This is a genomic window from Lederbergia sp. B243.17 (assembly GCF_057657925.1).
The window spans coordinates 13,070-36,583 of record NZ_JBWBKF010000096.1; the positions used below are offsets into that span (position 1 = coordinate 13,070).

24 protein-coding genes and 1 tRNA gene are annotated in these 23,514 nt (G+C 47.4%); 24 read left to right on the forward strand and 1 reads right to left on the reverse strand.

All coding sequences use genetic code 11. From position 1 onward, the window contains the following. Nucleotides 1–152: 152 nt before the first annotated feature. From rnmV to AC0TWI_RS20050, 23 genes are all read left to right on the forward strand, one after another. Entirely contained in the window at nt 153–704 is a 552-nt protein-coding gene (gene rnmV / locus AC0TWI_RS19940) for a ribonuclease M5 (protein WP_488128125.1), read from the forward strand. A 46-nt stretch (nt 705–750) separates the two neighbouring features. Beyond that, complete coding sequence (gene rsmA / locus AC0TWI_RS19945; RefSeq protein ID WP_488128093.1) at nt 751–1,635, forward strand: 16S rRNA (adenine(1518)-N(6)/adenine(1519)-N(6))-dimethyltransferase RsmA; 885 nt, start codon at nt 751–753, stop codon at nt 1,633–1,635. Between the two features lie 97 nt (nt 1,636–1,732). Further along, the gene (gene yabG, locus AC0TWI_RS19950) at nt 1,733–2,611 is read left to right on the forward strand and encodes a sporulation peptidase YabG (RefSeq protein ID WP_488128126.1); all 879 of its coding nucleotides are present in this window, start codon (nt 1,733–1,735) and stop codon (nt 2,609–2,611) included. Between the two features lie 221 nt (nt 2,612–2,832). Further along, on the forward strand, nt 2,833–3,102 hold the full coding sequence (gene veg / locus AC0TWI_RS19955) for a biofilm formation stimulator Veg (protein WP_488128094.1): 270 nt from the start codon (nt 2,833–2,835) through the stop codon (nt 3,100–3,102). 130 nt (nt 3,103–3,232) lie between these two features. After that, on the forward strand, nt 3,233–3,418 hold the full coding sequence (locus tag AC0TWI_RS19960; protein WP_488128095.1) for a small, acid-soluble spore protein, alpha/beta type: 186 nt from the start codon (nt 3,233–3,235) through the stop codon (nt 3,416–3,418). Nucleotides 3,419–3,631: 213 nt separating this feature from the next. Further along, nucleotides 3,632–4,486: a 4-(cytidine 5'-diphospho)-2-C-methyl-D-erythritol kinase gene (gene ispE / locus AC0TWI_RS19965; protein ID WP_488128096.1), complete on the forward strand. Its 855-nt coding sequence runs from the start codon at nt 3,632–3,634 to the stop codon at nt 4,484–4,486. 88 nt (nt 4,487–4,574) lie between these two features. Further along, complete coding sequence (gene purR / locus AC0TWI_RS19970) at nt 4,575–5,387, forward strand: pur operon repressor (protein WP_488128097.1); 813 nt, start codon at nt 4,575–4,577, stop codon at nt 5,385–5,387. Between the two features lie 16 nt (nt 5,388–5,403). Continuing rightward, nucleotides 5,404–5,778: a RidA family protein gene (locus AC0TWI_RS19975; RefSeq protein WP_488128098.1), complete on the forward strand. Its 375-nt coding sequence runs from the start codon at nt 5,404–5,406 to the stop codon at nt 5,776–5,778. A gap of 200 nt (nt 5,779–5,978) precedes the next feature. Continuing rightward, nucleotides 5,979–6,272, forward strand: a complete 294-nt coding sequence (gene spoVG, locus AC0TWI_RS19980) for a septation regulator SpoVG (RefSeq protein ID WP_213100123.1) — start codon at nt 5,979–5,981, stop codon at nt 6,270–6,272. A 206-nt stretch (nt 6,273–6,478) separates the two neighbouring features. Beyond that, nucleotides 6,479–7,852 carry a bifunctional UDP-N-acetylglucosamine diphosphorylase/glucosamine-1-phosphate N-acetyltransferase GlmU gene (glmU, locus tag AC0TWI_RS19985; protein ID WP_488128099.1) on the forward strand — a complete coding sequence of 458 codons (1,374 nt, stop codon included), beginning with the start codon at nt 6,479–6,481 and terminating at the stop codon, nt 7,850–7,852. 13 nt (nt 7,853–7,865) lie between these two features. Further along, the gene (locus AC0TWI_RS19990) at nt 7,866–8,825 is read left to right on the forward strand and encodes a ribose-phosphate diphosphokinase (protein ID WP_488128100.1); all 960 of its coding nucleotides are present in this window, start codon (nt 7,866–7,868) and stop codon (nt 8,823–8,825) included. A 184-nt stretch (nt 8,826–9,009) separates the two neighbouring features. Next, nucleotides 9,010–9,633, forward strand: coding sequence for a 50S ribosomal protein L25/general stress protein Ctc (locus AC0TWI_RS19995; protein ID WP_488128101.1), 624 nt, complete (start codon nt 9,010–9,012; stop codon nt 9,631–9,633). A 176-nt stretch (nt 9,634–9,809) separates the two neighbouring features. Further along, nucleotides 9,810–10,373, forward strand: a complete 564-nt coding sequence (gene pth, locus AC0TWI_RS20000; RefSeq protein WP_488128127.1) for an aminoacyl-tRNA hydrolase — start codon at nt 9,810–9,812, stop codon at nt 10,371–10,373. Between the two features lie 69 nt (nt 10,374–10,442). Then, nucleotides 10,443–10,673 carry an anti-sigma-F factor Fin gene (gene fin, locus AC0TWI_RS20005; protein ID WP_488128102.1) on the forward strand — a complete coding sequence of 77 codons (231 nt, stop codon included), beginning with the start codon at nt 10,443–10,445 and terminating at the stop codon, nt 10,671–10,673. Nucleotides 10,674–10,745: 72 nt separating this feature from the next. After that, nucleotides 10,746–14,255 (forward strand): transcription-repair coupling factor, encoded by a 3,510-nt coding sequence (gene mfd / locus AC0TWI_RS20010; RefSeq protein ID WP_488128103.1) that lies wholly within the window; start codon nt 10,746–10,748, stop codon nt 14,253–14,255. A 327-nt stretch (nt 14,256–14,582) separates the two neighbouring features. Continuing rightward, the gene (spoVT, locus tag AC0TWI_RS20015) at nt 14,583–15,119 is read left to right on the forward strand and encodes a stage V sporulation protein T (RefSeq protein WP_488128104.1); all 537 of its coding nucleotides are present in this window, start codon (nt 14,583–14,585) and stop codon (nt 15,117–15,119) included. 121 nt (nt 15,120–15,240) lie between these two features. Continuing rightward, nucleotides 15,241–16,773, forward strand: coding sequence for a putative polysaccharide biosynthesis protein (locus tag AC0TWI_RS20020; RefSeq protein ID WP_488128105.1), 1,533 nt, complete (start codon nt 15,241–15,243; stop codon nt 16,771–16,773). Nucleotides 16,774–16,800: 27 nt separating this feature from the next. After that, nucleotides 16,801–18,258, forward strand: a complete 1,458-nt coding sequence (gene yabN, locus AC0TWI_RS20025; protein WP_488128106.1) for a bifunctional methyltransferase/pyrophosphohydrolase YabN — start codon at nt 16,801–16,803, stop codon at nt 18,256–18,258. Between the two features lie 21 nt (nt 18,259–18,279). Continuing rightward, nucleotides 18,280–18,552, forward strand: a complete 273-nt coding sequence (locus tag AC0TWI_RS20030) for an RNA-binding S4 domain-containing protein (protein WP_488128128.1) — start codon at nt 18,280–18,282, stop codon at nt 18,550–18,552. A 69-nt stretch (nt 18,553–18,621) separates the two neighbouring features. Next, nucleotides 18,622–18,924, forward strand: a complete 303-nt coding sequence (yabP, locus tag AC0TWI_RS20035) for a sporulation protein YabP (protein WP_488128107.1) — start codon at nt 18,622–18,624, stop codon at nt 18,922–18,924. After that, entirely contained in the window at nt 18,921–19,562 is a 642-nt protein-coding gene (gene yabQ / locus AC0TWI_RS20040; protein ID WP_488128108.1) for a spore cortex biosynthesis protein YabQ, read from the forward strand. Before yabP ends, yabQ begins: the two co-directional genes overlap by 4 nt. 11 nt (nt 19,563–19,573) lie before the next feature. Then, nucleotides 19,574–19,978 (forward strand): FtsB family cell division protein, encoded by a 405-nt coding sequence (locus AC0TWI_RS20045; RefSeq protein ID WP_488128109.1) that lies wholly within the window; start codon nt 19,574–19,576, stop codon nt 19,976–19,978. A gap of 86 nt (nt 19,979–20,064) precedes the next feature. Continuing rightward, nucleotides 20,065–20,481, forward strand: a complete 417-nt coding sequence (locus AC0TWI_RS20050) for a S1 domain-containing RNA-binding protein (RefSeq protein ID WP_488128110.1) — start codon at nt 20,065–20,067, stop codon at nt 20,479–20,481. A gap of 171 nt (nt 20,482–20,652) precedes the next feature. Here the strand turns inward: AC0TWI_RS20050 and AC0TWI_RS20055 are convergent. After that, nucleotides 20,653–20,726 (reverse strand) — tRNA-Met (locus AC0TWI_RS20055). A 272-nt stretch (nt 20,727–20,998) separates the two neighbouring features. Here AC0TWI_RS20055 and spoIIE point away from each other — a divergent pair. Further along, nucleotides 20,999–23,476 (forward strand): stage II sporulation protein E, encoded by a 2,478-nt coding sequence (spoIIE, locus tag AC0TWI_RS20060; protein ID WP_488128111.1) that lies wholly within the window; start codon nt 20,999–21,001, stop codon nt 23,474–23,476. The last annotated feature ends 38 nt before the right edge of the window (nt 23,477–23,514 follow it).

The following is a 23,514-nucleotide window of genomic DNA, read 5'->3' on the forward strand; positions in this document are numbered from 1 at the left end:
CTTTGGGTTATAATAATGAATGGAAAAGAAAAGGACGTTAGGGGCTGCCTTTCATCTTCACAGATTCGGCAGCCCGGCCAAGAGTGGGGGAAATGTCTCTCACCTATATAGACGACGCGGTCGACAAAAAAGTTTCACTAGTTGGAGGAAAAATGAAAATAAAAGAAATAATCGTTGTGGAAGGTAAAGATGATACAAGAGCAATCCAGTCGGCGCTTGATGCGGACACAATCGAGACGAACGGTTCAGCTATCTCCGGCGACACGATTGAGGTAATCCGGCACGCCCAGCGCGTAAGGGGCGTCATCGTATTCACGGATCCCGACTTTCCGGGCGAAAAGATAAGAAAAACGATTGCTGCGGCCGTTCCGGATTGCAAGCATGCCTTCTTGGATAAAGAGGAGGCAAGACCGAAGCATGGCAGAGGACTGGGAGTCGAGCATGCATCCAAAGAGGCGATCTTGGAGGCGCTGCGCCATGCTCAGACGATGCAGGAAGAGCCTGAAGAGCAGATAACGAAAGATGATTTAATTCATTGGGGATTGATCGGAGGACCGGCTGCTTCCAGACGCAGGGAACAGCTCGGAAAGCTGCTGAAGATCGGCTATACGAATGGGAAGCAATTGCATAAGCGGCTGATGGCATTTCAGATTAGCCCCACAGCTTTTGCAGAAGCGATGAAGCGAATTGACGAAGAGAAATGAGACGGACAGGGCAACGGTTTCCCTGGACTTCAGGAGGAAGGTACGAATGGAAAAGGACATTGCCACACCAATCAGAACAAAGGAAATTTTAGCGAAGTACGGCTTTGCGTTTAAAAAGAGCCTGGGCCAAAACTTTTTGATCGATCCGAATATATTAAGGAATATAACGGAGTATGCAGGGTTGACAGAAGAGACAGGAGCGATTGAAATCGGGCCGGGGATCGGTGCGTTGACAGAGCATTTGGCACGTAAGAGCAAGAAGGTACTGGCATTTGAAATTGATCAGCGGCTCCTCCCGATCTTGGCCGATACGCTCTCACCATATTCCAATGTCAAAATTATTCATCAGGATATATTGAAGGCATCTGTCAAGGAAATCATCGAAGAGGAATTTTCCGGTATAAAAGATATTATGGTCGTCGCCAATCTTCCGTATTATGTGACCACGCCGATCATTATGGAACTACTGGAGAATAGGCTCCCGATCCGCGGGATGGTTGTCATGCTTCAGAAGGAGGTGGCCGACCGGATCTCCGCCAAGCCTGGCACAAAGGATTACGGCTCGCTTTCCATTGCAGTGCAGTATTATACGAAAGCGGAAACAGTAATGATCGTCCCGAAAACCGTCTTTATGCCCCAGCCGAATGTGGACTCGGCTGTGATTCGCCTCATCAGGCGGGATACACCTGCGGCGGTGGTTCCGGATGAAGATTTCTTCTTTGAGGTCGTCCGGATGTCTTTTGCGCAAAGACGGAAAACGATCATGAATAATCTTGTAAATGGCATGCCCGAAGGAAAGGAACAGAAAGAACAGATTTCGGCTGCCCTGTCAGCTGCGGGCATTGACCCTTCCCGCAGAGGAGAGACGCTGTCGATCGAGGAGTTCGGCAAACTGAGTGAAGCCCTTCTTCCACTCAAAAAGAAGGAATAGACCGAATCTCAATCCTTCAGACACATTGCCCGCCCTGGGTGCATACTCTATGTCAGAGAATGAGATCATTCTGCTGAACATTGGAGATGAGACTGGAATGGAGATCAATTCAATTGTCGGCCGTCTTTCCTATCAATGCGATATTTTATTCCGCATCATCGACATAACGGAGAACGAAGGACGGAAGATTGCAGTCCTATATGGGGAGGATTACAGGCTAATTGCAGATGCACCCCTGGATGATCTTGTCCGGTTCAGCGAGTCGGAGCTTTCCAGGAAAGCATCACAGGTCCGTTCCCTCGAGGAGCAGTCGTTTAAGCTGTTCCGGCAGGATCTGGAGCTCCTGCGCCAAGCAGGGGAATACAGGGTTACAGACGGCTATCGTGAGGAGTTCGATTATTTCCAGATTCCCGGCCGGGTTCTCCACCTTGACGGGGATCAGGGCTATTTAAATAAATGTGTGGATCTGTACAAAAAAATCGGCGTTTCGGTTTATGGCGTTCATTGTGATGAGAAAGAAATGCATCTGCGGATTGAGTCGCTGCTCGATTACTACCGGCCGGATATTCTTGTGATCACTGGTCATGACGCATATACAAAGGCCAAAGGGAAGAAAACAGATATAAACGCATACCGCCATTCGAAGTACTTTGTTCAAACGGTAAGGGAAGCTCGGAGAAAGATTCCAAATTTGGATCAGCTCGTCATCTTTGCGGGGGCGTGCCAGTCCCATTTTGAATCCCTCATCCAGGCCGGCGCCAATTTTGCCAGCTCTCCGCAAAGAGTGAATATCCACGCTCTCGACCCCGTTTACATTGTTACGAGAATTTGCTACACCCCATTTATGGAACGGATCAACGTGTGGGAAGTGCTCCGCAATACGCTAACCGGGGAAAAGGGCATCGGAGGAATTGAAACAAGAGGGGTGCTGCGGACAGGAATGCCGTTCAAACCCCCAAGCGACGATGAGGAATAGATAGCACCGAATAGCATTGGTTTGGAATCCAATGCTTTTTTACATAATACTCTTCTTGCGGATAATTTGAGAAGGGCGGGTCATACTAAAAATGTTGTAAAAACAATCAATTTGATGAAAAAAAAGCATTGACAACTTATCGGTATCATTGATAAAATTATTAATTTGTTTGACATTTTTTTACCCCTGTGTTATAATAAAAACCAGTGAGGTGGAGCGAAATGCCAAAAACATTAGCGAGCATTAAAAAATCCCTTGATTCCAACTTGGGTAAAAGATTAATGTTAAAAGCCAATGGAGGTCGCAGAAAGACGATTGAACGTTCTGGGATTTTGGCAGAAACTTATCCATCGGTTTTTGTCATCGAATTAGACCAGGAGGAGAACGCGTTCGAGCGTGTTTCCTACAGCTATGCAGATGTGCTTACTGAGACGGTTGAACTTACATTCTACGAAGATACAGCAGGAAACATAGCAATGGGGCAGCAGTAATTCAGTACTGCTGCTTTTTGCCGTCTTCTGACTTCATATTTTTCCCATGGCTGGACTGGTCAATGTTTCCCGCGATAATCTTCCTCGAATTGCCCAAGCTAAGAATGCGGGCGAAAAGGAGGAAGTTGCTTTGGGAAGAAGAAGAGGAGTCATGTCTGATCAATTGAAAGAAGAGTTGGCAAAGGAGCTTGGGTTTTATGATGTGGTCCAGAAAGAGGGCTGGGGCGGCATCAGAGCCAGAGATGCTGGTAACATGGTCAAACGTGCTATAGAAATGGCTGAACGGCAGCTCGCCAATAACAATCGAGAAGAATGATCATGCTCTGACCTGAAGACAATGAACGACAAATTACCGCCCGTTAAAGGCGCCGAGGGGAAATCGAAGTTCCCTTTCGGCGCCTTTTTGCTTCCTTTGATACGCCTGATTATTCTCAATAAGCCGTCCGACCTCCTCTCTGTATGGTTTTCGGCTTTTGTTCATGGTAAAATGGGAAAAATAATGAGACGGAAAGACAAGCAGGTGAAGGCAATGAAATTGTTAATGAAGGCACCGGCAAAAATCAACCTGTCCTTGGACGTTTTGTCCAAGCGGGATGATGGTTATCATGAGGTCGAGATGGTCATGACGACAATCGATCTGGCTGATCGTATAGAGCTTGAGGAACGGAGGGAGGACAAGATTGTCATCCATTCCCAAAATCGCTTTGTCCCCGATGATCAGCGCAACCTTGCATACCAAGCCGCCAAAATATTGAAAGACAAATACAATATCAAGCAAGGCGTCACCATTTCTATCGACAAGAACATTCCGGTTGCAGCGGGATTGGCCGGCGGCAGCAGTGATGCTGCAGCCACTCTGAGAGGCTTGAATAAGCTTTGGCAGCTGGGGCTCTCTCCAGATGAACTGGCTGAGATCGGTTCACTTGTCGGCTCTGATGTATCGTTTTGTGTCTACGGAGGGACTGCACTTGCAAAGGGCCGCGGCGAAAAGATCACCAGATTGCCGGCACCGCCCAATTGCTGGGTAATTTTGGCCAAGCCTTCAATTGGTGTTTCAACGGCTGATGTATACCGCGGGGTCGATTTGAAGCAGGTGAAACACCCCAATACAGAAGGAATGGTCAAGGCGATTTATGAACAGGAATACGAAACGATTTGCCGGGAGATGGGCAATGCATTGGAAAGTGTGACGCTGAAAATGCATCCGGAGGTTTCTCATATAAAGGACCAGATGGAAAGGTTCGGAGCGGATGCGGTTTTGATGAGCGGCAGCGGTCCGACGGTTTTCGGTCTCGTCCAGCACGATTCAAGACTGCAACGTATTTACAATGGCCTGCGTGGCTTCTGCGGGCAAGTTTTTGCTGTAAGAATGCTTGGAGAGTGAGAATGGACAAGGTCCCTTGAAAAAGTACGGACAATGCTATATATTTATTTAAAAATGTTCGGTGTGTTTAGTGAACGGAGGGTATTGAATGAAATTTCGACGCAGCGAGCGGCTCGTTGATATGACGCATCACCTGTTGAATCATCCGCGGGAGTTGATTTCGCTGACGCATTTCTGCGAGTGCTATGAATCCGCGAAATCGTCCATCAGTGAAGATTTGGCAATCGTCAAAGAAACATTTGAAGCTCAAGGAATTGGGACACTGCAGACATTGCCGGGTGCAGCAGGCGGAGTGAAATATATCCCGAAAATCAAGGCAGAAAGGGCAGCAACGTTCATCAACGAATTGTGCACCCAAATGGCCAGCCCTGACAGGCTCTTGCCCGGAGGGTATTTATATATCAGCGACCTGCTCGGTGATCCGCAAATTTTAAACGAGGTCGGAAAGCTTCTCGCTTCAGCTGTTGCCGATAAGGAAATCGACGTCATCATGACAGTAGCGACGAAAGGCATCCCGATCGCCCAGACGGTTGCACATCATTTGAACGTGCCTTTTGTAATTGTTCGTCGTGACAGCAAGGTGACAGAGGGTTCGACCGTTTCCATCAATTATGTATCCGGATCCTCAAAACGCCTGCAAATGATGTCGCTATCACGCAGGAGCCTAAAGGAAGGTTCCAAAGTGCTGATTGTCGATGATTTCATGAAGGCGGGCGGCACGATCAATGGCATGGTTAACCTGCTTGATGAATTCAGAGCAACTGTTTCCGGCATCGCTGTATTGGTTGAGTCCGAATATCAGGAAGAACGACTTGTGGAGGATTATATTTCCTTAATCAAACTGGCCGATGTAAACGAGAAAGAGAGACAAATCCGTGTAGAGAAAGGCAATTACTTTTAAAAGGGGAGAGATTCGAATGAAAACAGTACAGACAAGCAAAGCGCCGGCAGCTATCGGGCCTTACTGCCAGGGGATGATCGTCAATAACATGTTCTACAGCTCCGGTCAGATTCCGCTGACCGCTGAAGGAATAATGGTAGAGGGCGGTGTCGAGGAACAAGCGCATCAAGTCTTTAAAAATTTGACTGCTGTCCTTGAAGAGGCAGGCGCCTCTCTGGAGACAGTTGTCAAGGCGACTGTATTCATTAAGAACATGGATGATTTCGGTGCCATCAATGAAGTGTACGGACAATATTTTTCCAATCATAAGCCGGCGCGCTCTTGTGTGGAAGTAGCAAGGCTGCCGAAAGATGCACTGCTGGAAATCGAAGTTATCGCTCTCGTAAAGTAACTCGCTGCTCCCTGCTGAAGGGAGCAGTTTTTTTATTATGGAATGGCAATCAAAAACATATATATATATTGCCCTTTTGAGGAAAAATAAACCACTTATACATTAATTTTAAAAAAAATTCACAATTCAAGAAGGAGTTTGCCAACATCCGTAGAATACTTAAGTATGATTCTATCTAGGAACAGAAGGTGGTGAGCACAATGGAAGTGACAGATGTGAGACTGCGCCGTGTCAACACAGAAGGAAGAATGAGAGCGATTGCTTCGATTACTTTGGACAATGAATTCGTTGTTCATGATATCCGCGTGATTGACGGTAATAACGGGCTGTTTGTTGCAATGCCGAGCAAACGTACGCCAGACGGAGAATTTCGCGATATTGCTCATCCGATCAATTCAAACACCCGCAGTAAGATCCAGGATGTTGTTTTGGCGGAATACCACCGCCTGGGAGAAGTGGAAGAACCGGAGCTAGAAGAAGCCGGCGCCTCGTAAACCGAAGAGAACCGCACATCAAGAGCCTACTTGGTAAAGTAAGGCTCTCTTTTGATTGTCCGCAAATAATTCCCGCCTCGCACTTGTTCGTGCCATTCCTCTAAGCTGCCCACTGTGACGACTTTATGCCTCCCCTCCCCGAATCCTTGAAAAACTGGCTTATTTACGATATATTCATTATGGAAAAATAGTAGGGAGGCCCGTTTATGACAAATAGATTCGCTATAATTCTGGCTGCTGGCCAAGGTACCCGAATGAAGTCCAGTTTATATAAAGTCATGCATGCTATTTGCGGCAAGCCAATGGTTGAACATGTTCTGGACAATATTGCCGGACTTCATGCCGATGAGACGGTGACAGTCGTCGGATACGGAGCAGACACCGTGAAAAACCAACTGGAGGGCAAAAGCAAATTTGTTCTTCAAGAGGAACAGCTCGGCACCGCCCATGCAGTCATGCAAGCGAAGGATATATTAGGCGAACAGAACGGAACGACCCTTGTTATATGCGGAGACACCCCGCTCATAAAAGCTGAAACGATGGAATCCTTAATTCAGCATCACGAAGGGCAGGGAGCCAAAGCGACGATTCTGACTGCCTATACAGAAAAACCGGACGGATACGGGCGCGTCATCCGCAATCATGAAGGCAATGTAGAGAAAATTGTCGAACATAAAGATGCCAATTCATCTGAACTGGCTGTTAGAGAGATTAATACCGGTACGTACTGCTTTGACAACCAATCACTGTTCAATGCGTTGAGCAAGGTATCAAATGAAAATGCACAGGGCGAATATTATCTTCCTGATGTAATCGAGATTTTAAAATCAGCGGATGAAGTTGTGTCTGCTTACCAGACCTCTGAATTCGAGGAAACAATGGGGATAAATGACCGGGTGGCTCTAGCAGAAGCTGAACGTGTCATGAGAGCGAGAATCAATGAGCAGCATATGAAAAACGGAGTGACCCTCATCGATCCATCCCACACCTACATTGATACCGATGTTCAAATCGGTCCGGATACAACCGTCTATCCGGGAACCGTCATAAAAGGGAAGACAACGATTGGCCCCAACTGTGCAATTGGTCCGAACAGCGAGTTGAAGGACAGCGAAGTGGGAGAGGCAACCGTCATCCGGCAATCCGTCGTGCATGACAGCAAGATTGGTTCTCATGTCCAAATTGGTCCGTTTGCTCATATTCGTCCTGCATCAGCGATTGGAGATGAAGCGAAGGTCGGAAACTTCGTTGAGATCAAAAAAGCGGAAATCGGCAAGGGCAGCAAAGCATCCCACCTCAGTTATATCGGCGATGCGGAAGTAGGAGCCGATGTAAATATTGGCTGCGGATCCATTACAGTGAACTATGACGGCAAAAACAAACACGTAACCAAGATCGAAGACAACGTGTTCATCGGCTGCAATTCCAACTTAGTGGCGCCGGTAACAGTACGGAAAGGTGCGTATGTTGCAGCCGGATCAACCATTACCGAGGATGTCCCTGAAGAAGCTCTATCGATTGCACGCGCACGCCAAGTGAATAAAGACAACTACGTTTCAAAATTAAATTTGAAAAAATAACCGGAGGTCAGTCATGCCCAACCAATATTTAGACCCTAGCCTGAAATTATTTTCACTAAGCTCCAACCGCCCCTTGGCGGAGGAAATTGCCAAGGATATCGGAGTAGAGCTTGGAAAGTGCTCTGTCAATCAATTCAGCGACGGAGAAATCCAAATAAATATTGAAGAAAGCATTCGCGGTTGCGAAGTATATATCATTCAATCGACAAGCGCACCGGTCAACCATAATCTGATGGAACTGCTGATCATGATTGACGCGCTCAAACGGGCTTCTGCCAAAACGATCAACCTCGTTATCCCGTACTATGGTTACGCAAGGCAAGACCGGAAAGCAAGAGCGAGAGAGCCAATCACAGCCAAGCTTGTCGCCAATCTGATTGAAACGGCAGGGGCAACAAGGGTAATTACATTGGACCTGCATGCACCGCAAATCCAGGGATTCTTTGATATCCCGATCGACCACCTTATGGGCGTGCCGATTCTGGGCGAATATTTCAAAGCTAAGAACTTTTTGCGCGATGATATTGTGATTGTTTCTCCGGATCACGGCGGGGTGACACGCGCACGCAAGCTTGCAGACCGTCTGAAAGCACCGATCGCCATCATTGACAAGAGAAGACCGCGTCCGAATGTTGCCGAAGTGATGAACATCGTGGGTAATGTCGAAGGCAAAACAGCGATCTTGATTGACGACATCATTGACACGGCAGGAACGATTACATTGGCAGCCGGAGCTTTGGCAGAGGCCGGAGCGAAGGAAGTATACGCATGTTGTACACACCCTGTTCTATCAGGGCCAGCCATTGAAAGAATCGACAACTCGAACATTAAGGAGCTTGTCGTCACAAACACAATTTCCTTGCCGGAAGAAAAGAAAATCGACAAAATCAAAGAACTTTCCGTCGCTTCCCTCATCGGCGAAGCAATTGTCCGCGTTCATGAAAACCAATCTGTAAGCACCCTTTTCGATTGATAACAAACAGAATATAGATAAGCAGGCCGGGTTCCGTATTGGAAACCCGGCCTGCTTCACTGTAAAGGAGTCCCTCAATTCATGCAATTCTTGCATTTGATTAGAGGTTTAAAGTGCTTTATGTTATGGTAAAACTATGGAATAGCATTTGGTTTTACATTTCAGGGAGAAGGTGGACGATAATATGAGTAACACGCTAGAGGCAAAAAAGCGTTCCGGCAGCCGCCGATCGGAGCTTACACAGCTTCGGCAAGACGGTAAGGTTCCAGCCGTAGTGTATGGTTATGAAGTAGAAAATACACCAATATTCGTGAATGCAGCCGAATTTTCAAAACTCATGAGAGATGTTGGCAGAAACGGGGTCATCGGCCTTGATGTCGACGGCAAAAAAGTGAATGCCATCCTTCATGAATACCAGCAAGATCCGCTCAAAAACACTGTGATCCATGCCGATTTCCTTGCTGTCGACTTGAACCAGGAAATTGAAGCAGGGGTCCGCGTGGAAGTGTCGGAGGACGTACTCGGCGTCAAGAGTGGCGGTGTTCTGCAAGTTCTGCTCCATGAACTGCAAGTGACGGCGGTACCAGACAAGATACCTGAGGCAATTGAAGTGGATGCCTCCAATCTAGACATCGGTGAAACCATTACTGTCGGTGATATCCGAAATACTGTGTCTGTCACAATCAACCATGAGGATGATGAGCCGATTGCCAACGTCCAGCCTCCACGTGTAGAGGAAGACCGGGAGGATGCGGATGAGGCGGAAGCCCAAGAATCAGGAGCACAGGAAACGACCGAAGCTGAATAACAACAACAATCCTCTGCCGCAGAATGGAGTACCCGTTCTGCGGCATTTCTGTTTGGAGCGGCTTTCGGGCTGCAGGTCGAGAGATTTTGCCTTCGAAAGTCGTTTATTTGCAAAAAATCAGCTATAATGGAAAGAGTATAAAAAGGAAATGCCTTTTATTCAGGAGTGTTTACATGATGAAGCTGCTTGTAGGATTGGGAAACCCAGGCTCTGCTTATGATAAAACAAGACATAATGTAGGTTTTGATGTAATTGATGAACTCGCGGAAAGGCTGAATGCACCACTTTCACAGACGAAGTTTAACGGTGTGTATGCGACTGTGCATTCAGGGGGAGAGAAGATTTTCCTGCTGAAGCCGTTGACGTATATGAACTTGTCGGGTGAATGCATCCGTCCCTTCATGGATTACTTTGATATTGACCTTGAGGATCTGGCCATCATCTATGATGACCTTGATTTGCCGGTCGGACGCATCCGGCTGAGACAGAAAGGGAGCGCCGGGGGGCATAATGGAATAAAATCTGCAATAGCCCACCTTGGTACGCAGGAATTCAATCGTATCCGAATTGGGATCGACCGCCCGCCCGCAGGAATGAAGGTTCCAGACTATGTGCTGGGGCGATTCGGCAAGGAAGAGCGGGAAATGGTGGAAAATATGGTCAAGCTGAGCGCGGATGCTTGCGAAGAATGGTTTACTAAGCCTTTTTTGGAGGTAATGAATCAGTTCAACGCCAAGTGATGCATAACTCCGCAAAGAATCGTTCATACTGAAGCATGAACAGATTTGTTTGAGGCAAGGAGGCGCAGCATGGCTATATATTATCAATGCAGCCGGTGTTCGGCGGGCATCGGAAAGATTGAAGGCGGTTCCTTTCACGAGGAGCAGCTTGGCCTTCATACACTAACTGATCAGGAAAAACAAGAAATGGTAGCCTACGATGCTAATGGCGATGTGCACATCAAAGCCATATGCGAGAACTGCCAAGAGGCATACGAACGCAATCCGGATATGCATCAATACGACCACCTTATACAGTAAAAAGCTTTGGAGAAAAATCCAAAGCGTTTTTCTGTTTTGACGTATGGCCATTTCTTGGAAGAGGAGATAAATATGCAAGGATTACAAAGTTTACTGCTCCAGCAAAATGAAATGCAATCAATCATTGACGGCGTCGAAGAAGGGTTGCATGAACAGCTGGCGGCCGGGCTTTCAGGCTCAGCCAGGTCTGTGTTTATTGCAGCGGCAGCCAATAAAACAAACAGATCTGTCGCGGTTGTCACCCATAACCTGCTGCAGGCTCAGAAGCTATTCGATGATTTAAGCCAATTTATAGAAGAAGAGAAGCTGTTTTTGTATCCTGCCAATGAGTTGATTGCTGCTGAACTCGGCACGTCCAGTCCTGAGCTGAGGGGCCAGAGATTGGAAATGCTCAATTATCTGGCTTCGGGTAAAAAAGGGATATTCGTTATTCCGCTTGCAGGGTTAAGGCGGATTTTGCCGCCGCCTGAAAAGTGGAAGCAATACCAGCTGCGTTTGGGGCTCGGTGATGATCTGGATCTGGAGGCAAGCCTGACGACACTTGTCCAGATGGGCTACAGCCGCTCCGATATGGTCAGCGCTCCAGGGGAGTTCAGCGTTCGGGGAGGCATTCTCGACATCTACCCGTTGACGGAGGAGAATCCGATCCGGATCGAACTTTTTGATACAGAGATCGATTCCATCCGTACCTTCTCAATCGATGACCAGCGATCGATGGAAAAACTCGATTCCATTACAGTCGGCCCGGCCTCCGAATCACCTGTCGATCCGGCAATGTTCATAGACTTGGCCAGTAAGCTGGAAGCGGATCTTTCCAAAACAATAGCGAAAATGAAAAACGAACAGACGAAAGAATTGCTTAGCGAAAACATCGGCTATGATATTGAGCAGCTCCGCAACGGCCAAAAGCCCGAGCAAATGTTCAAGTACCTCTCATTTGCCTATTCCCGCCCCGCCAGTTTGCTAGACTATCTATCTTCCGACAGTTTGCTGATTTTTGACGAGCTAAGCAGAATTCAGGAAATGGATGAGCGGTTGGAGAAAGAAGAGGCGGAATGGTTTACATCCCTGCTCGAAACGGGAAAAATCACAAATGGGGCGAAAGTGGCCCATCAATTTACCAATCTGCTTGCAGCATATTCGTTCCCGCGGGTTTATTTGTCCTTATTCATCCGTCATATTCCGAATACAAATCCGCAAAATATCGCAAATATCCCGTGCAAGCTGATGCAGAATTTCCATGGCCAGATGAACTTGCTCAAGGCCGAAATGGAACGTTGGGTAAAAATGCGCTTTTCGGTTGTGTTTCTTGCACCCACAATGGAGAGGGCGAAAAAAGTCCAGTCGATTTTTGATGACTATGATATCGAGGCGGCTGTTGTCGATCATCCCGATCGGCTGCAGCCAGGCATTCAGATCATTGAAGGGACGCTCCATAGCGGTTTTGAGCTTCCGTTATCGAAGCTTGTCGTTTTAACCGAAGAAGAGATTTTCAATAAAAAGACGCGAAGATCGAAGCGCCGGCAGAATCTTTCAAATGCAGAGCGGATCAAGAGCTACTCGGAGCTGAAGCCCGGCGACTATGTTGTTCATGTTAATCATGGGATTGGCCGCTATCTCGGAATTGAGACGTTGCTGATCAATGGTGTTCATAAAGACTATATGCACATCAAGTATCAGGGTGATGATAAGCTGTATGTTCCGATTGACCAGATTGATCTCGTCCAAAAGTTTGTCGGCTCTGAAGGAAAGGATCCGAAGGTCTATAAGCTTGGCGGTACAGAATGGAAACGGGTCAAGAAGAAGGTCGAAACGTCCGTCAAAGACATTGCGGATGATTTGATCAAGCTGTACGCCGAAAGGGAAGCTGCTAAAGGCTATGCCTTTTCCCCAGATGGAGATACACAGCGCGAATTCGAAGCGTCTTTCCCTTACCAGGAGACTGAGGACCAGCTCCGCTCGATTGTGGAAATCAAAAAGGATATGGAAAGGGAGCGCCCGATGGACCGCTTGCTTTGCGGAGACGTCGGTTACGGAAAAACGGAGGTCGCCATCCGTGCTGCCTTCAAGGCGATCATGGACGGCAAACAGGTTGCCATCCTTGTACCGACGACCATTCTTGCCCAGCAGCATTTTGAAACGATGAAAGAACGGTTCCAAGAGTTTCCGATAAATGTCGGGCTGCTAAGCAGATTCAGGTCAAAGAAACAACAGACCGAGACGCTCAAAGGGCTGAAAAATGGGACAGTGGATGTTGTAGTGGGTACCCACCGCCTTTTATCCAAAGACATCAAATACGCCAACCTTGGCTTACTCATTGTCGATGAAGAGCAGCGGTTTGGTGTCACCCATAAAGAGAAGATCAAACAGCTGAAGACGAATATTGATGTACTGACGCTCACGGCGACACCGATTCCAAGGACGCTGCACATGTCGATGCTCGGCGTCCGCGATCTGTCCGTCATTGAAACTCCGCCAGAGAACCGTTACCCGGTTCAGACCTATGTAATGGAATATAACGGGGCACTGGTCAAAGAAGCGATAGAACGGGAATTGGCGCGTGATGGGCAAGTTTATTTTCTTTACAATCGGGTGGAGGACATCGAGCGGAAAGCCGAGGAGATTTCCATGCTTGTGCCAGAAGCACGGGTTGCTTTTGCCCATGGTCAGATGTCTGAGGCGGAACTTGAGTCGATCATCCTGAGCTTCCTGGACGGTGAATACGATGTGCTAGTAACGACCACAATCATCGAAACAGGCGTCGATATTCCAAATGTCAACACGCTGATCGTCCATGATGCAGACCGGATGGGTCTTTCCCAGCTTTATCAGTTGCGAGGAAGGGTCGGCCGTTCCAATCGGATCGCCTACGCTTACTTTACCTACCGGAAAGATAAGGTGTTGACGGAAGTAGCGGAGAAAAGGCTGCAAGCGATCAAGGAGTTTACTGAACTCGGATCCGGCTTTAAAATTGCAATGCGTGACTTGTCGATCAGGGGGGCGGGAAACCTGCTCGGGGCCCAGCAGCACGGCTTCATCGATTCGGTCGGTTTTGATTTGTATTCCCAAATGCTCAAAGAGGCTATTGATGAGCGAAAAGGGGAAATTAGAATCGACCAGCCCGTCTTTGAGGTGGAGCTTGAATTGGATGCCTACATCCCTGATGCCTACATCGCGGATGGAAACCAGAAGATTGAAATGTACAAACGTTTCCGGAACATTGAAACGCTGGATGAACTTGAAGAGCTGCGAGAAGAGATGATTGACCGCTTCGGAGATTACCCGGACCAAGTCGGCTACCTATTCACTGTCGCAGAAATGAAAGTATATGCAAAAAGAAGCAAGCTGGAGTCGATCAAACAGACGAAAACGGAAATCATCATTTATATGACGGAGGATGGGACCGCGGAAATCGACGGATCGAAGGTTTTCAGCATTTGCAGCCGCCATGGCAGGGAAGTGGGGCTCGGAATGGAAGGATCAAAATTGAAGATCACGATTCAGAACTCCAAGATGGCAACTGACACATGGCTGGAAATGGCAATGGACATCATCAAGAATTTAGAAACCGCAAAAAAGTAATGGAGAGCTGGTGATGAGCCTGCGTTAGCAGCAAAGCGATGCTTGGCCTGGCGCAGGCTTAGAAAAGAGCGATGATCCACCTTGTCTTAGCGAGCCAGGCTAAAAAGACGTCGCTTTTTTCTGTTATGAACAATATTAAATAGGTACACATTCCCGAACGACAGTGTTCCATCACATTTTACTTTCTTATTTATCGTTCCATGTATAGAACGGTTGATTTGAAAGATACTAAAATCAACAACTGATGGCAATACATTGAAATCGTAGACCTGTTTAATTGGAACGGAGTCTGTCGAAATCATCTGATGAAAGTGAGGCAGCATAAGAATGAAAGCAACAGGAATCGTACGTAGAATCGATGATTTGGGAAGAGTTGTTATCCCTAAAGAAATACGCAGAACATTACGGATCCGGGAAGGCGATCCATTGGAGATTTTTGTCGACAGGGATGGGGAAGTAATCCTGAAGAAATATTCCCCGATCAATGAACTAAGCGATTTTGCAAAAGAATATGGGGAAGCGCTGTTCGACAGCTTGGGCAGTCCAGTTATTATCTGCGACCGGGATGAAATTATAGTCGTTTCCGGCGCCTCCAAAAAGGAGTATGTCGGCAAATCGAATGGCGAATTGCTCGAAAAGGCGATGGCCGACAGAAAAATCCATTTGGAAAAAAAGGCAAGAACCGTAGAAATTGTCGACGGAAACGAGGAAGAAATTCAATCCTATGCAATGGCTCCTATTATTGCCAATGGAGATGCGATTGGAGCGGTATTCATCTTTTCGAAGGAAAAGATGCTGGGCGAAGTGGAACAGAAATCAGCTGAAACCGCTGCTGGCTTTTTGGCCAGGCAGATGGAGTCATAATATCTAAAAAAATGGACCAACCCGGTCCATTTTTTTCATTCCTGGCGATATGGTATAATGCACCTTATTAGGTTATGAAAGGCCGGGAGACATTTTGCCAGAGGCGAAGGAAGCGAACAATATGTTAAAGGGCGCTGCTGTGCTGGCAGCCGCTGCCTTTATCGTTAAAATTCTGAGTGCCGTGTATCGGGTTCCTTTTCAAAATATTGTGGGCGATACCGGATTTTATATTTATCAACAAGTATATCCAATCTACGGAATTGCAGCGGGACTTTCAATTTCAGGTTTTCCAGTCATCCTTTCCCGACTGATCGCGGATAGAGGGGCAGGGAATTCGAAACAGCTTTCCGGCTTACTGCAAACCGCATTTTTTAGTTTGGTTTTGGTTAGTTTCATGCTGTTTTTGTTGTTTTTTGCTGGTGCGGAGGGGGTTGCCCGGGTAATGGGCGATGACAAACTTGTCCCGGTCATCAGGTCTACCTCTCTTATATTTTTGCTGATGCCATTCCTTTCGGTGATCAGAGGGTATTTCCAAGGGGTGGGAAACATGATGCCGACCGCTGCCAGTCAAACCATCGAGCAAATTGTCAGAGTGGCGGCGATCCTCGGCTGTTCGTTTTTCTTGGTAAGAGCGGGCTATTCTCTCTATGAAACGAGTGCAGGAGCAATGGCCGGAGCAGCTGCAGGAGGGCTGGCCGGGCTGTTCGTTCTGCTTTTGTTTATCCGGAAGCAGGGTCTTGCTTTCCAGCCAGGAAGTTTTAGTGTGAATTGGCGACTGGGAAAGGTGATTATCGTTCAAGGCGCAGCGATTGCCATCAGCAGTATGGTACTTGTACTGCTGCAATTGCTTGATTCCTTCAGCTTGTATCCGCTCCTCATTCAAGAAGGCACAGCCGGGCATGAGGCGAAGATGCTGAAGGGAATCTATGACAGGGGACAGCCTCTTCTTCAACTGGGAACTGTTGCGGCAACGTCAATTTCCCTGTCGATCGTCCCGGTGATTGCCCGGCAATGGCAGGCAAATGAAGAAGGGATGAAAGAAGCGCGGGGAAAGATGCTGACTGCGCTGAAACTGACAATGATTGTCGGAACAGGTGCAGCCTTCGGGCTGGCCAATCTGATTCGGCCCGTCAATAGGATGCTGTTTGAAAATGCGGCAGGATCCGCTGTTCTCGGCGTATTAGCCGTTTCCATTCTATTCTGCTCGATCATTTTATTGATAAGCGGTATCTTGCAGGGAATCGGCATGGTCGATCGTCCCGCCTTGTACATTCTTATAGGAGTCGCAATGAAGTGGATCATGAACGACGTGCTTATTCCGAAGGTGGGCACGATGGGAGCGGCCATCTCTACGGTGTTCAGTCTAGCATTTATGGCCTGGTTTTTTTTCAGAAAGCTGAATGGGATTTTGCCGATACGTCGATTTGTAGCATCATTCGTCAAGCCGGCAGCTGTTGCGGTTCTATCTATGACCATTGTGCTGCAGGTTTTCTTAAAGGTGACAGCAGGGATTGGCGAGTCTGGAAGGGGATGGTCCGCTGTCATCGCCTTATCTGGTGTAGTGCTTGGCGGTTTCGTCTATCTTACGGTTATTTGGAAGAGCAGCTTGCTGAATGAGGAAGAGCGAAATCTTCTGCCCATCGGTAAAAGATGAGGCGGTTAAAAGAGAAGAGGATACGATATGCATAAAATAGAAATTATCGGTCTTGGTTCGGGAGACCTCGACCAGCTGCCGCTCGGCGTTTATAAACGTCTAAAAGGAGCGTCGCATTTATATGCGAGAACGAAAGAGCATCCGGTCATTCAGGAGTTGGCTGCAGAAGGAATTGAGTTTACTTTCTTTGACGGCATTTATGAAAAACACGACCAATTCGAAGCAGTTTACGAAGAGATTGTCCAAGTGCTGCTAGAAAGAGCGGCTACAGAGGATGTAATCTATGCGGTTCCCGGTCATCCGATGATGGCTGAGAAAACAGTCCAGCTTCTGCTTGAAAGGGGACAAGAGGCAGGAGTGGAAATAAAAATCGCCGGCGGCCACAGCTTTTTGGACAGTCTGTTTTCCGCAGTCAAAGTGGATCCGATCGAAGGCTTCCAGCTGCTCGACGGAACTGCACTCAAGAAAGAAGATGCAAATCCGGTACAGCACGTCATCATTGCACAAGTATACGACTCTTTCACCGCTTCAGACGTCAAGCTTGCACTGATGGAAAAGTATCCTGATGAGCATAAAGTGTACATGATCGAATCAGCTGGCGGGAAGGATGAAGTCATCCGCACGGTCCCTTTATATCAAATAGACTGGGAGCTTGCGGTGAATAACTTGCGCAGTTTATACATTCCGCCTCTTCCTGAGCGGCCGTACCATGAGTTTTCGACATTACGGTCGATCATCGCACAGCTAAGGGGGCCAGAGGGCTGCCCGTGGGACAAAAAGCAGACACATGAATCCTTGAAAAAGTACCTGATCGAGGAAGCGTATGAGCTTCTTGAAGCGATTGATGAGGATGATATTGAGCATATGATCGAGGAGCTCGGCGATGTCCTTCTGCAGGTGATGCTCCATTCCCAAATCGGCGAGGATGAAGGGATGTTTACAATCGATGAGGTGATTGAGGGCATTTCACGAAAAATGATCCGGCGCCACCCGCATGTTTTCGGTACGGCAATGGCAGAGAATGCTGAAGAAGTTGTCGCCAATTGGGAGGAAATCAAGCGTAAGGAAAAGGGCGATGATGAACCTCCTGCCTCTCTACTTAATAAGACAAGCAAGGGTCTTCCTGCCTTGCTTCGCGCCTATGAATATCAAAAACAGGCTGCCAAAGTGGGGTTTGATTGGGATACGGCTGAGGAAGCGATAGAGAAAGTAAAGGAAGAAATGCAGGAGTTTGAAGAGGAAGTGGCGAAGGGAACAACAAAAGAGAAGATTGCGGAGCTGGGCGATCTGCTTTTTGCTGTGATTAATGCTGCAAGACTTGCAGGGATCCAACCTGAAGAGGCACTGCAAATGACGAATGACAAGTTCCGGCGCCGATTTTCATATGTTGAACAAAAGGTCCGCGAATCGGGAAAGCCATTTGAGCAATTCACACTGCAGCAGCTTGACCATTTTTGGGATGAAGCAAAGCAATCAGGAAAGTAATGGGGTGAAATGATGTCAGTTATGCGATTGGATAAGTTTTTAAAAGTATCAAGATTGATCAAGCGGAGAACCTTGGCCAAGGAAGTCGCGGATAAAGGAAGAATCACAATCAACGGGATTCAGGCGAAGGCCAGTACCAATGTAAAGGTTGGCGATGAGCTGGAAATCCGGTTCGGCCAGAAGCTCGTCACCGTCAAAGTCGAGGAGCTGCAAGAGTCTACGAAAAAGGAAGACGCAGCAAACATGTTCTCTGTCCTCAAGGAGGAACGGATCTCGGAAGAAGAGCAGGCATAGGGCTTGTTCTAATTTTGCCCCCCGCTTCATAAACGTATAGTAAACCAGATGTAAAGCGGGGGATATGGGATGAACCAGTATGAGTCTGTTCAAGGCGGAAAAGGGGCAGCTGCGGAGCATGATGTAACGATGAGAGGCCGCAGGTTATTGGAAATCACGGGCGTAAAGCAAGTGGAGAGTTTCGACAATGAGGAATTTCTGCTTGAAACAAGCATGGGCTTTCTTTCAGTCCGCGGCCAGAATTTACAAATGAAAAACCTTGATGTGGATAAGGGCATCGTCTCAATTAAAGGAAAGGTGTATGATCTCGTTTATCTGGATGATCATCACGGGGAGAAGGCTAAAGGGCTCTTTGGCAAGCTGTTCAAATGAGTCTGTCTGTCCAGTTATATACAATGCTGGCCATGGTCGGAGCCGGAAGTTGGTTCGGGGCTGCCCTTGACACATACCAGAGGTTTCTGCAGAGAAATAAGCGCAGCGGGTGGATTGTCTTCATCTATGACGTACTCTTTTGGCTTGTCCATGGGTTATTGTTTTTTTATCTACTTTTCCTCGTTAACTACGGGGAATTGCGGTTTTATTTGCTGCTGGCCCTCTTATGCGGATTTGCGGCATATCAGGCACTATTCAAATCATTTTATCTGAAGCTGCTTGAATGGCTGATCCGGTTTTTCCTTGCTTGCGCCAGGTTGATCAGGAGAACGATACAGCTCCTCATCTTCCGGCCGATTACAGCTATTTTCATGCTGCTGTTTTCTCTCCTCACGCTGATCGGGAAGCTGCTGCTGGCTGTTGTAAAAACGGCTATGAACGTGATATTATGGATTATAAAGATTATATTCATGCCGGTCGTTTGGCTACTTCGTCTTCTTTGGAGAATGCTGCCGAAGACCGCAACAAATTATGTCGCACGAAAACTTGCCGCTTTGGCAGGAACTATAGATTGGAGCAAGAATAAGTTACGTAGAGGCTATCACTTCATTCGCAGATTTTTTCAGAAAAAACAGTAGGAGGTGGCAGGATGGGAGCGAAGAAAAGGCTGCCGATTGCATCGTTAGAAACCCAATATATGAAACAGCAGGAAATGGGCGCAAGGCTCGCAAAGAAACGGAAAAAATTACTTTTCAGGCGTTTATCCGTTTTTCTCATCCTGATGATAGCCTGCACGTATTTATTCGTATCAACGCTGATTGCTCGTACTTCTGCGCTTGAGGCGAAGCAGGAGGAGAAACAACAACTCCAGTTGGAGCTCGCCAAGCTCGAAAAGAAACAGTCCCTTCTGGAGAACGAAATTGTAAAGCTGAATGATGACGAATACATAGCCAAACTTGCCAGGAGTGAATACTTCCTTTCTGACAAAGGTGAAACCATTTTCAACATTCCGGAACCGAAGAAGAAAGAAAAAGAGAAAGGTAAGGAGAAATAGACCGCTGGTTGACACTTATTTTCCAGAAGCGATATAATATATCATAAAGGTTCATTTCTTATACTTTAAGGAGGATAAATTTTTTTATGTCGATTGAAGTAGGCAGCAAGTTACAGGGTAAAGTAACAGGCATCACTCATTTTGGGGCGTTTGTAGAACTGCCCGAAGGTACAACGGGACTTGTTCATATCAGTGAAGTCGCCGACAATTATGTAAAAGACATCAACGATCATCTAAAAGTCGGTGATCAAGTATTAGTGAAAGTCCTGAATGTTGAAAAGGACGGTAAAATTGGTTTATCTATCCGTAAAGCGAAAGATCAGCCGCCGGCTCCATCCCATTCGAACCATCGTCCGCGTCCAAATCGCACTACTGATTTCCGCCCAAGAGAGACATTTGAACAGAAAATGAACAAATTCTTGAAGGACAGTGAAGATCGTTTATCTTCCCTGAAGCGTAATACGGAATCAAAACGCGGCGGACGCGGTGCTAGGCGAGGTTAACTTGCTGTCTGTTTTTTTAATAGAACGTGTAAAACAAGCGGCAGGCCCCAGTTAGTTTAGGCCTGCCGCTTGTTTTTATTTAAAAAAAGTGCGGGCTCCCTATTCAAGGGGAGGCCCGCACTTTTTTTCGTTTGATATGCATCTACAGACGACTGCCAGATGCTATTCTTATAGCGGCGGAGGGGATCGAACCCACGACCTCACGGGTATGAACCGTACGCTCTAGCCAGCTGAGCTACGCCGCCAAAATTAAAACACATTCTCTATAATACCGGCGTCCTGGCAGCTTGTCAACAACAAATCTGTTTTTGTGATCGGTTCTGTGTGTCTGTCTATCTGTCGTTTACCGCAGTTTGTCTATTGGGATGTCTATTTGGCATTTTTTATGCGAGGCACTTAGATTTTGCCCAATAACGTCGAACGATTTGCCATTTTCTCTCTGTCCAATTGACAAAATATTCCGCGTAATTTTGTTTATAATGGGTCAACGAACAATAACAGGGGGAGTGGGTAGGAGATGGAGAAAAGTGAACGTTTGTTGGAGCCGGCGGGAGATTTGGCAGTTTCGGGGGCGAAGTTTGATTTGCTGGACGGGCTAAAAAAGCTGCAGCTAAAACTGGAGAACATTTTAATCCAAAGAGGACTGGCTTTGTTTTTTGTTTCCATTTTATTGGGACGGGCATTCATCCTTTCGCAATTAACACCTTTTGTCCTGCCGTTTTTCGCTGCGGTCTATGTACTGCGGCGGGAAAAGTCACCGATCGCCATGCTCGGGTTGCTGATTAGCTCTTTAACACTTTCTATCAGTAATGCCGCATTCACCTTTGTCCTTTGCCTTGTTTTCCTGCCGATCTTTAAGCTGGTAGAAAAGTTGAACAAGCATCCGCTTAAAGCACTTCCTTATACTGTGGGACTCCTTGCGGCGGGGGTTAAGCTTTCATGGATTTATCTTTCGAATGGATATACCATCCCTCAGTACGACGCGGTGATGGCCGGAGTGGAGGCCTGTCTTGCTCTCATTCTCGTCTATATCTTCATGCAGAGCATCCCCTTCCTCATCTCCCAGCAACGGAAAAAGTCTCTGCGGACTGAAGAGGTGATCAGTCTCATTATCATGCTCGCCTCCGTAATGACAGGCACGATCGGTTGGACAATCTATGAGTTGTCTATTGAACATATATTATCGAGGTATCTGGTCATTTTATTTGCGTTCGCCGCAGGAGCAGCGGTCGGTTCGACAGTCGGAGTCGTAACGGGACTGATATTCAGTCTGGCAAGTATGGCGAGTTTCTATCAGATGAGTCTGCTTGCCTTCGCCGGATTACTCGGAGGTTTATTAAAGGAAGGAAAACGTGCAGGGACGGCAGTCGGCTTGATGGTGGCTACGTTGCTGATCGGGATGTATACCGAGTCCTCCATCTCATTGATGCAGACTACGCTCGAGTCGGCAGCAGCCATTCTTCTATTATTGTTAACTCCAGTCGGAATAGCGGAAAAGCTTGCCAAGCACATTCCCGGAACTGTCGAGCATGCGCAGGACCAGCAAAAGTATGCAAGGAAAGTCCGGGATGTTACGGTGCGGAGAGTCGAACAATTTTCATCGGTTTTCCAAGCTCTCTCAAGCAGCTTTTCACAGCCGGAAAAGTGGGAGGAGCCTGACGATGAAGAACAGGAGTTTGATCTGTTTTTAAGCAATGTCACTGAGAAGACATGCCAAACCTGTTACAAAAAGGCCCAATGCTGGGGAGCCCAGTTTGATAAAACATATGCGCTGATGCGGGATGTCATGCATGATCTCGACGAAAATGCAGGGAACATTTCAGGAAGTGTTTATCGAAACTTGGACAAGCATTGCAACCGTCCTGATAAGGTACGGGATGCCGTTCATCAGGAACTGACCCTTCTGCGGGCGAATGAAAAGTTGAAAAAGCAGGTACAGGAAAGCAGGCGGCTCGTGGCAGAGCAATTACTTGGTGTATCGGAGGTGATGGGCGACTTTGCGAAAGAAATCCAGCGAGAGCAGGAGAACCATAACCGCCAGGAGGAGATGATGCTCCAGGCGCTACTGGAATTCGGGGTCGAAATTGAACATGTGGAAGTATACAGCCTCGAAGCAGGCAATATAGATATTGATATTATCATGCTGAATGACCGCGGATTCGGCGAGTGTGAGAAACTGATTGCTCCGCTGCTGTCGGATATCTTGGACGAAACGATCATCGTCCAGAACAAAACATGGCCAGATATTCCGGCTGATCAATGCTGTATCACGCTCCGCTCAGCACAAAGCTTTGTCGTTGAAACGGGAGTTGCCCATGCGGCGAAAGGAGGCGGCTTTTTATCAGGTGACAGCTATTCCACGATTGAACTTGGACCTGGGAAGGTGGCAGTGGCTATCAGTGATGGAATGGGGAATGGAGAGCGTGCCCACCATGAAAGCAATGAAACGCTAAAACTGCTTCAGACGATCCTGCAGTCAGGCATCGAAGAAAAAATCGCCATTAAGTCGATTAACTCTATCCTATCTTTGCGAACGACAGATGAGATATTCTCAACCCTTGATCTTTCAATGATCGACTTGCAAACTGCCCAAGCAAAGTTTTTAAAGATCGGTTCGATTCCCAGCTTCATTAAGAGAGGTGACAAAGTGATGAAAATAGAAGCGGGCAATTTGCCGATTGGCATTTTGCAGGAGTTTGATGTCGATGTGGTGTCTGTCCAGCTCCGGGCGGGGGATATGGTCATCATGATGAGCGATGGTGTGTTTGAAGGCCCGAAACACGTCGAGAATTATGAGATTTGGATGAAGCGCAAGCTCAGGGAGTTGGAGACAGGGGATCCACAGGCAGTCGCCGACTTGATCATGGAGGAAGTGATCAGGACCTGTTCGGGTGAAATTGCCGATGACATGACAATTGCCGCGGTGAAAATCAGTCACAATACACCGAAATGGGCAGCAATCCCCGTGAGGTCGAGAGGGATGAAAATCTCTTGATCAGCGTATAAAAATAAGGCCGTCCGGCGAGGATGAAG

Bases quoted from the DNA above. Each gene is read 5' to 3' on its own strand.
- rnmV (WP_488128125.1), top strand. From the start codon at position 153: ATGAAAATAAAAGAAATAATCGTTGTGGAAGGTAAAGATGATACAAGA.
- rsmA (WP_488128093.1), top strand. From the start codon at position 751: ATGGAAAAGGACATTGCCACACCAATCAGAACAAAGGAAATTTTAGCG.
- yabG (WP_488128126.1), top strand. From the start codon at position 1,733: ATGGAGATCAATTCAATTGTCGGCCGTCTTTCCTATCAATGCGATATT.
- veg (WP_488128094.1), top strand. From the start codon at position 2,833: ATGCCAAAAACATTAGCGAGCATTAAAAAATCCCTTGATTCCAACTTG.
- ispE (WP_488128096.1), top strand. From the start codon at position 3,632: ATGAAATTGTTAATGAAGGCACCGGCAAAAATCAACCTGTCCTTGGAC.
- purR (WP_488128097.1), top strand. From the start codon at position 4,575: ATGAAATTTCGACGCAGCGAGCGGCTCGTTGATATGACGCATCACCTG.
- AC0TWI_RS19975 (WP_488128098.1), top strand. From the start codon at position 5,404: ATGAAAACAGTACAGACAAGCAAAGCGCCGGCAGCTATCGGGCCTTAC.
- spoVG (WP_213100123.1), top strand. From the start codon at position 5,979: ATGGAAGTGACAGATGTGAGACTGCGCCGTGTCAACACAGAAGGAAGA.
- glmU (WP_488128099.1), top strand. From the start codon at position 6,479: ATGACAAATAGATTCGCTATAATTCTGGCTGCTGGCCAAGGTACCCGA.
- AC0TWI_RS19990 (WP_488128100.1), top strand. From the start codon at position 7,866: ATGCCCAACCAATATTTAGACCCTAGCCTGAAATTATTTTCACTAAGC.
- AC0TWI_RS19995 (WP_488128101.1), top strand. From the start codon at position 9,010: ATGAGTAACACGCTAGAGGCAAAAAAGCGTTCCGGCAGCCGCCGATCG.
- pth (WP_488128127.1), top strand. From the start codon at position 9,810: ATGAAGCTGCTTGTAGGATTGGGAAACCCAGGCTCTGCTTATGATAAA.
- fin (WP_488128102.1), top strand. From the start codon at position 10,443: ATGGCTATATATTATCAATGCAGCCGGTGTTCGGCGGGCATCGGAAAG.
- mfd (WP_488128103.1), top strand. From the start codon at position 10,746: ATGCAAGGATTACAAAGTTTACTGCTCCAGCAAAATGAAATGCAATCA.
- spoVT (WP_488128104.1), top strand. From the start codon at position 14,583: ATGAAAGCAACAGGAATCGTACGTAGAATCGATGATTTGGGAAGAGTT.
- AC0TWI_RS20020 (WP_488128105.1), top strand. From the start codon at position 15,241: ATGTTAAAGGGCGCTGCTGTGCTGGCAGCCGCTGCCTTTATCGTTAAA.
- yabN (WP_488128106.1), top strand. From the start codon at position 16,801: ATGCATAAAATAGAAATTATCGGTCTTGGTTCGGGAGACCTCGACCAG.
- AC0TWI_RS20030 (WP_488128128.1), top strand. From the start codon at position 18,280: ATGCGATTGGATAAGTTTTTAAAAGTATCAAGATTGATCAAGCGGAGA.
- yabP (WP_488128107.1), top strand. From the start codon at position 18,622: ATGAACCAGTATGAGTCTGTTCAAGGCGGAAAAGGGGCAGCTGCGGAG.
- yabQ (WP_488128108.1), top strand. From the start codon at position 18,921: ATGAGTCTGTCTGTCCAGTTATATACAATGCTGGCCATGGTCGGAGCC.
- AC0TWI_RS20045 (WP_488128109.1), top strand. From the start codon at position 19,574: ATGGGAGCGAAGAAAAGGCTGCCGATTGCATCGTTAGAAACCCAATAT.
- AC0TWI_RS20050 (WP_488128110.1), top strand. From the start codon at position 20,065: ATGTCGATTGAAGTAGGCAGCAAGTTACAGGGTAAAGTAACAGGCATC.
- spoIIE (WP_488128111.1), top strand. From the start codon at position 20,999: ATGGAGAAAAGTGAACGTTTGTTGGAGCCGGCGGGAGATTTGGCAGTT.